The sequence below is a fragment of the Pseudomonas vranovensis DSM 16006 genome (genome assembly GCF_000425805.1).
In the GTDB taxonomy this organism is placed as follows: Bacteria; Pseudomonadota; Gammaproteobacteria; order Pseudomonadales; family Pseudomonadaceae; genus Aquipseudomonas; species Aquipseudomonas vranovensis.
In genome coordinates this window covers 223,833-232,838 of sequence record NZ_AUED01000001.1, presented here as the reverse complement: position 1 = coordinate 232,838, position 9,006 = coordinate 223,833, and the positions used below count along the sequence as shown (strand labels likewise).

Sequence of the window (9,006 nt, the reverse complement as noted above, 5' to 3'; positions counted from 1 at the left end):
ACCTCATGGATTTGGCACGGACGAGCAAAGCAGCCTCATCAGCGTCCCGGAGTTATCAATTAGGACGGCCTCGACCTTGTAAGTCACGCCGCGCCTGGTCAGCCGCCAGCCGGCGACAATGTCGCCTCGAGGCCTGACGAGAATTTCGGCGGTAACGACTGCCTCCAGTTGCTCGGCGACTGCTGAAACGCGACCGCTAGGCAACCTGATCTCGGCCCACAGTTCCGGAGGGGTTGCCGCCACCCATGTTTCTTCGGCACCGCCGGAACTGTTTTGCACCCGCCGCGGAAAGGTCACCGTGCAACGATGACGAAGGCGACCGGCCCTCATACGCCCCACCCGATTCGATGTGGTGTCAGCAGGGCCTGAGAACCCATGGGCATTGCTGTGGCGATCGTGCCGGTGACAACGTCTTCACGGTTCGCGTAAAGGTGGCCCAGTATCAGCAGGCAGGCTCCTTTGATTGCAGCATTGATCAATATGGGCGACTCACCAGCCTCATCGGCAGCAACAGCAGCGGCCATCGAATCCTCGTCGGCATAAAACCTGCGGTTCAGGTAGTCCATCGCCTTCCCTTCCGCCGCCGCGATCAGAAGTAGCAGGTACTCGTCATCGTCGTCAGGATCGCGAAGATGTTGGCGAGCGATAGCCATGCTGATAATGGGCATCGCTTACTCCTTCAGCGGGTCAAATGAGGCCAGATTTTTCTGAACCAGTTCCTCGGCGTGACGACGCGGGACCGTATAGGCCGGGCCTCCGCGACGACGCAGTTCACCCTCGTCCATGTAGGAGCGCATAGGGTAAATCTGAACCACCGCAGGGTTGGGATTGGCAGCAGGTTCTTCTCCACTGCCGGGCTGATTGAAGTCATAGCCGGTTTCAGCTGCCACCGATCCGGCTTGGTCGGAATCATCCGGAGCGCTTGCGCCAGCAGCTTCGGCATTGGCGTTTGCAGACTGATCGGTTGCTGTCACATCGGTCGCGAGGGTCGAGCCTGCCTGGCCTACTGTCTGATCCTGACCTGCACTCCCCGTGGCCCCGGGTTCGGCTGAAGAGGTTCCGCCTTCGCCAAGACCCGATGAGACCGGTGCTTCAGGCGAAGGGGTTACGCTGCCATTCTCAGCGTGAGCTGTATTGAGCTCAGTAGGCGAGGCAGAATCTTTCGCCTCCGCCGTGGATGCTGGTGTTTCCTGTTTACGTGCCATAGGAGTACTCCAATCGGCGCCATCACCGGCGCCGCGCGGCAGAAGATTTAGGGAGTGACTGTGGTCAGCGGGCCAGTGACAAAGGCTTCTTCACGGTAGATGGCGAACGCCAGTCGCTCTTCCGCACGGATCGTCGCCATGTTGTTCTCGAAGTCCTTGTCGTTCTCGGTTGAGATCAGCACTTCGATTTCCATCCGATCGAAGATCTGCGCACCGAGCTTGAAGGCCCCGACCAGGAAGTCGTTCTGGGTCATGGCCTGGGTGGACACTACTGGACGATTCCAGAGGCGAGCGTCAGTGCCGCTCTGGGGCTGACCGATGATGTAGCGCCCCTCACCGTCCTTGGTCAGCTCGATCGCCGCCCAGTCAATCGGGTTCAGCACAATGCCGTCCGACGGAAACTCAGCCAGCTCGGCCTGCAACAGCGCCAGACGCAAACGGTCAATGCGCTGCTCGCCTACCACCGCTACGCCCGCGGGAGCCGCGTACAGCTGCGCAACGGTCATGAGGCCCTGAAGATTCGCGCCAGTGCCGCTGCCGTAGAGCAACTGAGCCTCTTCGGCCATATTCAGACCGTAGCGCGCGCGGCCATCGATGTAGCTCTGCAACGCTTTTGCATCGTCGAGCATTTGTCGGCTCGCCTTGAACAGGTGAGCGATGGTTCGGACGTTCGCGGTGGCCAGAGCGAAGGTCAGGTCGGAGTACGGCTTGGCGGTGGTTTCAGCGACGGTGCGGGCGCTGTTGGTGAAGCCGGTTTCGCGGATGTACTCGATAGAGTTCGATTCCGTTTCGCCCGGCGCTACCAGGTCGCGGATAGTCAGGCGACGCTGAGGCGGTGCGACGACACCTGCCAAGCGCTGGGCAGGCACGAGATCACCACCAGTGGCTGTGGTGATTGCCGCACGCGGGACGGATACACGACGCGAACCACGGAAGGACGAGTTCATGTCCTGCATTTCTTCACTGCCGATCACCAGCGCCCCGACCGACTTTTGCGGCTCAACCTGGTGAGAGCGGTCACGGCTCGCATTTACGAGCTTCTGCTCGGCCTCGCCCAGGCGTGCCTGAAGCTCGCCCTGCTTGGTCAGCAGCTCGTCGACCTTGGCGCGTGTCTCGGCAGTCATCTCGCCGGAGGCCTTGATCTGTTTGTCAGTCGCCTCGGCTTGGGCTTTGATCTGGTCGCCAATGCCCTTGAGGCTGGCGTTGAGTTCCTTGACTTGGGCTTCAAAGTCCATGGTTACTTTCCTTTCAGAGAATTGAGGAGATTGGTTGCCGCGCTCAGAGAGGCGGAAAGGTCTGGCGCAACAGCGCTAGGCTTGTCGGTCAGGGCAGCGTTATGCGTACCCCCGCCGGCAGCGCGAGGCATGCCGGACTTGAAACTGGCGAACAGTTCGCGGCGCTCGGAGCGAGGCATGCCGGCCTTAGCCAGGGCAACGTCCATAGCTTTGAGCGCACTGGCCTGTGCGGTCTCTTCGGTTTCGCGCTCGGTGATCTCGGCGGACGACAACAGCCCGGTGGCCAAGCCCAGATCCACGGCGCGCTTGCCACGGATATAGGTTTCGTCGTCCATCAGTTCGGTCATATCTTCTGCAGACTGGCCGCTGGTCTCGGCATAGAGGTCGGCCATAGCGGCATCGAACTCCTCCATGTCATCAGCGATGTCGCGAAGGTAGTGACGATTGCCGGCGAGCCAGGTCCAGCAGTTGTGAATCATGAGGAAGGCGCTGCTGGCTACCTCTCGCGTACCACCAGCGAGGAAGACAATCGAAGCAGCGCTGGCCGCCATGCCGAGCACCTTGGTGGTGACCTTGTGACTGTGTTCACGAAGGCGATGGTAAATGGCAATTCCTTCAAACATGTCGCCGCCCGGCGAGTTGATGTAGACGGTGACGTCGCGGTCTCCGATAGCCCGCAAGGCCGCATCGATTCGTTTCAGCGTTACACCCTCGCCATACCAGTCTTCGCCGATCACACCGTAAACCGTGATGGTGTCCGAGGTATTCTCAACGGCTGCCTGAATCGCGGGGTTCCATTTATCGAGCGCGCGCGGGCTCATCTCGCTGCGCAGGCCGCGAGACTGGATCTTGTGTTTCATGGGCTACTCCCGTGGATTGTTTTCCGGCTCTTGCAGCCAGTGCATCAGTGCGGCCCGTGCGGCCTGACCATCGTTTTGTTTGCCCAACTGGTCCAACGGCACTAGGTTCGACTGAACCGTCAGGACGTCCCCGCCAGGCATGTGAGGCATGTTGTCCTTGCGGCGGCCCTCATTGCGGGTGATGAAGCCGTTCTGGGCCATTGTGCTGAGGTACGCCGCACGCCCTGAGCTGTCGGCCCGCAGGAACGCCTCAAGTGAGAACTCCGAATAGAACTTAATCCGATCAACTGCCGTCATGCACCACTTGTTCACGCACTGCTCGATCGGCGCAGTGAACGACATGATGCAGTAGGTGAGAAACGCGATCTGCTGCTGCTCCAAGCCGGTGCCCCAATTGCTGCCTTTGTCGGTCTTCATAACCATCCAAGGCGGGACGCCAAACCATCGGCAGATTTCCTCGATACTATGTCCTCTCGACTCCAGCAGCTGTGCATCGGCGGGATTGATGCCAATCATCTCCGGCTTCACGCCCTGTTCGAGCACTGGACTCTTGCCCGCATTCAATGCCCCGGAGATTGTCTTCACGTACTCACGGAACTCAACGCGCTGGGCCGGATTCAGCGTCTTGTCCACCGAGAACGCGACCGTGGGCATCATGCCGTTTCGGAAGGTGCTGTTAGCGGCGTCATCTGCCGACATCGCAGAACCGAACACATCCGCGCCGTACCGAATAGCAGAAAGGCCAACTCGGCCATCCAAGGTAAATGCTGGGATGTGCAGCATGTTCTGCCGATCGATCTCCCGGCGACTCCCCTTTCGAGGCCGGAAGAAATACCTGAGCCGGCCATCATCATCGAACTCCAGGTCGACTCGCGACGGCATCAGGAAGTCGAGAGCAATCACGCGCCCAGCAGAACGATGAATCTCGCAATAGGCGTTACCCCACAGCAACATCGAGGCGACGACAGCCTGCCAGAAGTGGAAGGCGGCCATATCCTCGTTGGGGCTGGTATGCACCACGTCATACAGCGGGAAGTCGCGGGCACTCTCGCGGCTGCCATCCGGCATTCGCCGATAGATGCTCAACGGCAAGCCAGCTACGGAAGTCGAGATGATCCGGACACACGCCCACACCGTAGACAGTCGCATCGCCTTGTCGACGCTGACTGACTTGCCACTACTGGATTGGGCACCCAGAAATGCACTCCAGAAACCGCCATCCGACAGCTTGATACTTTTGCCCAACCAATCACTCATGTTGGCTGAAGGCTTGGTGGCGGCAGCCCCCAATGCTTGGGATAGGGTTTTAATCACTGGCCAGCCCCCTGCGAATGAACGCCGCGATGCTGAACAAGCTCAGCGCTCCCGCGAGTAAGGCCCAGCCGGTACCGGCCAACATCCAGACGCCAGCGCAAGCCATGCAAAAGGCCGCCAATGCGGTGATGATGAAATAGTGGATTGCGCTCATGCGATCAAAGGGTCCCGAATGCCAGCCATGAAATTGTCCATTCCGCCTCTCCCTTCTGGGTTGAGGCTGAGCAGCGAAACAGCGTTGAATGTGGCCATAAGCGGGTCGATCTTTGCGGTTCCCGAGGCCTGTTTCGTGATGAGGAAAGCGTTGGCTGAAGGAACACCCTTCGCATTGCCGCAGGCCCAGGCCATCAGCGGCTGACCGCAGTGCAGAAGAGCGCCCTCGGCAAGTTTGCGCTCGGTCGTCTTGATTGCACCGGTGAGCTTCCAGCCTTGGGAGATACCCACGATCTTGTCTTCCTCGACACCGGCATCTGCCAGAGCGTCGAGAACCGCGCCGATGCCGGCTGGGTCGAGGCCAACCTTATCCAGCAAACCGGTGGCATTGACGCGGGCAACAATGGCTGCCAACTGCTCTACGTCGTCTCCGATATGCTCAACGATCGTCAGATCGCCGGTCGCCTCAAGGTCTCTTAGGCGGGGAGCTTCGGACTTGCGCCGCTCCAGAACGGATGGGTGCGCCCAGGCATGCGCCCAGTGCAGCCACTTTCGGGTACCAATCTCACGGCCGAGAACGGCCAGTCCGAGCAAGTCATCGAGGCCGCCGCCGTCACCTCCAATATCCACCACCTCGCACCGGGCGAGCAGCGCATCAAGCGTCAGACCTGGAAGTGACTGTGGCTCCCAGAATTCAGCGCCGACCCAGCTGTCGGACATCAGGGCCAAGCCGATTTCAATATTGAGGTGCTTGGCCAGGAAGCCTCGCAGATCTGCCTCGCCGTCGAGTTCCGCCTGCATGAAGAGGCGTTCCAGCGTCGGGCGGTCGACCGAGTAACCCATGTTCGGGTTTACCAGGTGGAAGTTCTCGGGCTTCCGTGCCTCGCCGCTTTTGATCATCTCTTGCGAGAACTCGTAGATGATCGGAAGGAACCGGTTGTCCTCGATGCGGCCATCCCGAACGCCGCGGGCATACGACAGTTTCGACCTGAACACGCCTGCCGGCGGCTCGTTCGACTGGGTTGTCAGCCAGATGATGAAGCCTTCCGGCCTGGACAACAGGCCGCCGGTAGCCTCGCGGATCATGTCCGCTGCTTTCGGGTTTTTGCCGAACAGCCAGGCTTCGTCGATCAACACGCCGACCGCCTTCTTGCCACCCACCACGTCACTGTCAGCGGCAACCACTTTCAGCGTGGCCCCCGTTTCTCGATGGGTAATCAACCGCAAGTGAGGTTGAACATGGAGAAGTGCTTTCAGCTCCTCATCGTTGTTGACCATGTCTTTGGCCGGGACGAATGAGTTATCCGCAACCTCCTTGGTGGGTGCCAGGATGATGAACTCAGCCGAGAGGCGCCAGTTGCGGATCAGAGCCGTGAGCATGATGCCCGCGGCGATGGTCGACTTACTGTTTTTTTTCGGTATGCAGAGCATTACCTCCCGAATCAGTCGCTCGCCGGTCTCGCTGTTGTAGCTGCCGAACACAGCGCCGGCGAAGGCCAGCACCCACGGAGCGCAGGAGGCTTCGATTGTCGGACTGCCAGGGGCATCGACGATCTTCAGTCCCTTGAACACCTCAAGGCTGGCTTCGGCCTCATCAGGGAACAGCGGCTCTGGAATGATCGACTCACCCGCAGCCAATCGCCGCCACCAGTCTGGGCAGGCGGTAGTCCATTGCATGAGTTACCCCTTGACGACAGAGAGCGGCGGTTTGCCTTGTGCGTAGCGCCCCTTGCCCACCTCCTTGGCGGCATCCTGGCGGGCTTCTTTCTTGCCTTGGTCAGCAACTTTGCCGTGCATATAGGGCATGAGTGCCTTGGCAGCGTCGACCCTCAGCCTTGGCTCTGCAGACTGCTCGTTCATCACTGCCGTCAGGAAGTCGCGAGGATCGTCGAACTCTGCGAAGACCAGGCCGTCGTCAGCCGACGCAGCCTCCGGCGGCGAGTTAACTTTCCGCGCAGTTTTAACTTCTGCCGGAGTAGCGGTTTTGGCCCGTAGCTTTCTGCCGATCGCAGCTATAACATCAGGGTCCCTCGCCAGCTTGGAGCCCGCTTGTGACGCGGTTTTCTCGGAATATCCGGCAGCAATTGCCGCCTCGCGATTGGTGGCCCCCGACTGCAAAGCGTCAGCAAACCGTCGCTTTTTGTCGGTTAAAGCCATGGTTAACTTTTCCGTTAAATGGGAAAAAATGTACGAATGAGGTCGAGGGCGGTCTAGCTAGATGAGAATCCCACACTTTTAACCCCCCTACCCTCTAACGGCACGCCACTGACGTGCCACTAAGCAACTCGAGCCGATCTGCGACGATCCGCTGACGCATCAGTCAATCAGCCCTCCAGCCTCCTCAGCCTGCTTGACTGAGTCATGACATGGCTTGCACAGCGACTGCCAGTTTGATTGATTCCAAAACAGGTCCTGGTCTCCTCGATGTGGGATCTTGTGGTCTACCACACTGGCCGCAGCTATGAGGCCGTGCCGCGCGCAGTACACGCACAACGGATGGTCAAACAGGTAGCGCTCTCGCGCCTGCTGCCACCTGTAGCCGTAGCCTCTTTGGGTGCTGGTCTTGTCGCTGCGCCAACTGCCTGGGGTCACGACCTTGACCCGTGAGCTGGAGCTTTCCTTGATGCGGGAGCCGAGGGTCTTGAGCCTGACCATCAGCCTTCAACCTTCTTGCTCATGAACCGGTCTGAGTAATCGCGCAGCTTCTCCACGCCGATGAAGCCGACCATGCAGCCAGCGAACACCGCCAGATTGGTGGGTAGCGAGAAGTACTCGAGCACCGGCATCAGGCTTGTGCCAATCAGTCCGCATAAGATCCCTTCAAGGATGACCTTGCGGCGACCGCCACCACCGTAGATGACTCGGCACATAGCAACAGCTGCGGCTGTTCCACCGGTGTACAGCTGCGGCTGATGGGCAATCACCCACGCAATCACTGCGGCCCACAGGCCAGGGTCCTTCTCGGGCATGTTAGGCATCTCAGATCCTCCCTCTTAGGGAGTCAGGAATAAAAAAGCCCCGCCAAATTGGCAGGGCTTGTCAAGCTGCAAGGACCGCTTTTGCTAATGACTTAGGCGGCATCATCCTCGTCAGCATCACTGTATGTGTCGCGCACCGTCCCCAGCTTTTTCGAACCATGCGCTGGATCCCCGCTGCCATCGAGAACATCTACATCGTAGCCCGGATAGAGCTTACGGAAGTTAGTTTTCCACTCGGACACAGTCATATCGTTCTTCGATTTGTTCTTCCGTGGGTACTGAGGCATGTCCTTCTTGTCCCCACGAACATCTTTACCTTCGAGCGTTTTGAAGCGCACGTCGAACTCCTGGACATCCCAGATTTTCTTCTCGACGTTTTTAACCATTGGCATGACTTCTACCCCATCCTGAGAAAAACCAAGCGGCAATCATCAGCAATGATGGCATTTTGTCAACAAGAGAAACGAAAAAGCCCGACTCAATGGCCGGGCTTTCGGGATCACTCCTCAACACGCGCAGGAATGACAGGATAGGGATAATTTCGCTCAGTCGCTCACTGATGTCAACAGGCAATCACGCTGCATCTTTCATCAGCAGCCCTTCAGCCTCCAAAATCACCCGCACTTCAGCCAAGGCATCGTCCACCATGCCATCAAGCTTCTCGTTGATCTGTGCTCTCCAGCGACGGCGCGTCGGCTCGGAGGTGGCGTCCAGGTCCCAGGTGTTCATGTCGTAGAAGCTGTCGGCCAGGATGATCACATCCTCTTCCAGCGCCTCGATCCGGCGCTTTTCGGACTGGCCCGCAGCAACTGCAGCATTCACCGTCGCCTCGCGGCGCCATGGCGATGCGTCGAGTGACACCTCAACCGACACTGAGCGCGGCGCCTTCCGGCGAGCGCCCTTCAGCTTTGGGATCGCCCAGGCCGTCACTGCTTTGTAGATGAATAGCGCCGGCGCCGGGCTAGCAATTAGCGGCCTCACCAGCGTAATGGCCTGAACCTTCTTCGCCTTGCTGGTGCTGTACTTCGCCACCAAGGCATCCCAGTGCCGAGGCTTCAGCAGGTGGTGCAGGCGCGCCGACAGCCAGTAATCCACCTGCGTGCGATCCAGTCCATGCGATTGACCACCCAGCGAGGCCAGGCAACCACCCTCCTCTTCGGCCGCCTTGTACAGCTTCTGCCAGGCCTGCCCCTTTGCGGCCCCCTTTTCCCCCGCAGCCAACGCCGCAACCACCGCTCCCGAAACGCTTCCGTAAACCATG

At 59.4% G+C, this 9,006-nt stretch carries 12 protein-coding genes; all 12 read right to left on the bottom strand.

Going from position 1 to position 9,006, the window contains the following annotated elements; translation table 11 throughout:
• Nucleotides 1-3: 3 nt before the first annotated feature.
• The 12 genes from H621_RS0101185 to H621_RS0101125 all read right to left on the bottom strand — a co-directional run bounded on the left by H621_RS0101185 (nt 4) and on the right by H621_RS0101125 (nt 9,005).
• Complete coding sequence (locus H621_RS0101185; RefSeq protein ID WP_028941617.1) at nt 4-330, bottom strand: phage head closure protein; 327 nt, start codon at nt 328-330, stop codon at nt 4-6.
• Nucleotides 327-668 carry a head-tail connector protein gene (locus H621_RS0101180; protein WP_028941616.1) on the bottom strand — a complete coding sequence of 114 codons (342 nt, stop codon included), beginning with the start codon at nt 666-668 and terminating at the stop codon, nt 327-329. The genes H621_RS0101185 and H621_RS0101180 overlap by 4 nt, the downstream gene beginning before the upstream one ends.
• A 3-nt stretch (nt 669-671) precedes the next feature.
• Complete coding sequence (locus H621_RS28395; RefSeq protein WP_156905588.1) at nt 672-1,205, bottom strand: hypothetical protein; 534 nt, start codon at nt 1,203-1,205, stop codon at nt 672-674.
• Nucleotides 1,206-1,252: 47 nt separating this feature from the next.
• On the bottom strand, nt 1,253-2,440 hold the full coding sequence (locus H621_RS0101170) for a phage major capsid protein (protein ID WP_028941615.1): 1,188 nt from the start codon (nt 2,438-2,440) through the stop codon (nt 1,253-1,255).
• A 2-nt stretch (nt 2,441-2,442) separates the two neighbouring features.
• Nucleotides 2,443-3,300 (bottom strand): head maturation protease, ClpP-related, encoded by an 858-nt coding sequence (locus H621_RS0101165; protein WP_028941614.1) that lies wholly within the window; start codon nt 3,298-3,300, stop codon nt 2,443-2,445.
• Between the two features lie 3 nt (nt 3,301-3,303).
• On the bottom strand, nt 3,304-4,614 hold the full coding sequence (locus H621_RS0101160; RefSeq protein WP_028941613.1) for a phage portal protein: 1,311 nt from the start codon (nt 4,612-4,614) through the stop codon (nt 3,304-3,306).
• 150 nt (nt 4,615-4,764) lie between these two features.
• Nucleotides 4,765-6,444 carry a terminase large subunit gene (locus H621_RS0101150; RefSeq protein ID WP_028941612.1) on the bottom strand — a complete coding sequence of 560 codons (1,680 nt, stop codon included), beginning with the start codon at nt 6,442-6,444 and terminating at the stop codon, nt 4,765-4,767.
• Between the two features lie 3 nt (nt 6,445-6,447).
• The gene (locus tag H621_RS0101145; RefSeq protein WP_028941611.1) at nt 6,448-6,924 is read right to left on the bottom strand and encodes a terminase small subunit; all 477 of its coding nucleotides are present in this window, start codon (nt 6,922-6,924) and stop codon (nt 6,448-6,450) included.
• 159 nt (nt 6,925-7,083) lie between these two features.
• A complete protein-coding gene (locus H621_RS0101140) occupies nt 7,084-7,422 on the bottom strand; it encodes an HNH endonuclease (RefSeq protein WP_028941610.1) in 339 nt (112 codons plus the stop codon).
• Nucleotides 7,422-7,745: a phage holin, lambda family gene (locus H621_RS0101135; RefSeq protein ID WP_028941609.1), complete on the bottom strand. Its 324-nt coding sequence runs from the start codon at nt 7,743-7,745 to the stop codon at nt 7,422-7,424. Before H621_RS0101135 ends, H621_RS0101140 begins: the two co-directional genes overlap by 1 nt.
• Before the next feature lie 92 nt (nt 7,746-7,837).
• On the bottom strand, nt 7,838-8,137 hold the full coding sequence (locus tag H621_RS26775) for a hypothetical protein (RefSeq protein ID WP_156905587.1): 300 nt from the start codon (nt 8,135-8,137) through the stop codon (nt 7,838-7,840).
• A gap of 181 nt (nt 8,138-8,318) precedes the next feature.
• A complete protein-coding gene (locus H621_RS0101125; protein ID WP_028941608.1) occupies nt 8,319-9,005 on the bottom strand; it encodes a hypothetical protein in 687 nt (228 codons plus the stop codon).
• Nucleotide 9,006: the final 1 nt, after the last annotated feature.

Bases quoted from the DNA above. Each gene is read 5' to 3' on its own strand.
- H621_RS0101185 (WP_028941617.1), bottom strand. From the start codon at position 330: ATGAGGGCCGGTCGCCTTCGTCATCGTTGCACGGTGACCTTTCCGCGG.
- H621_RS0101180 (WP_028941616.1), bottom strand. From the start codon at position 668: ATGCCCATTATCAGCATGGCTATCGCTCGCCAACATCTTCGCGATCCT.
- H621_RS28395 (WP_156905588.1), bottom strand. From the start codon at position 1,205: ATGGCACGTAAACAGGAAACACCAGCATCCACGGCGGAGGCGAAAGAT.
- H621_RS0101170 (WP_028941615.1), bottom strand. From the start codon at position 2,440: ATGGACTTTGAAGCCCAAGTCAAGGAACTCAACGCCAGCCTCAAGGGC.
- H621_RS0101165 (WP_028941614.1), bottom strand. From the start codon at position 3,300: ATGAAACACAAGATCCAGTCTCGCGGCCTGCGCAGCGAGATGAGCCCG.
- H621_RS0101150 (WP_028941612.1), bottom strand. From the start codon at position 6,444: ATGCAATGGACTACCGCCTGCCCAGACTGGTGGCGGCGATTGGCTGCG.
- H621_RS0101145 (WP_028941611.1), bottom strand. From the start codon at position 6,924: ATGGCTTTAACCGACAAAAAGCGACGGTTTGCTGACGCTTTGCAGTCG.
- H621_RS0101140 (WP_028941610.1), bottom strand. From the start codon at position 7,422: ATGGTCAGGCTCAAGACCCTCGGCTCCCGCATCAAGGAAAGCTCCAGC.
- H621_RS0101135 (WP_028941609.1), bottom strand. From the start codon at position 7,745: ATGCCTAACATGCCCGAGAAGGACCCTGGCCTGTGGGCCGCAGTGATT.
- H621_RS26775 (WP_156905587.1), bottom strand. From the start codon at position 8,137: ATGCCAATGGTTAAAAACGTCGAGAAGAAAATCTGGGATGTCCAGGAG.
- H621_RS0101125 (WP_028941608.1), bottom strand. From the start codon at position 9,005: ATGGTTTACGGAAGCGTTTCGGGAGCGGTGGTTGCGGCGTTGGCTGCG.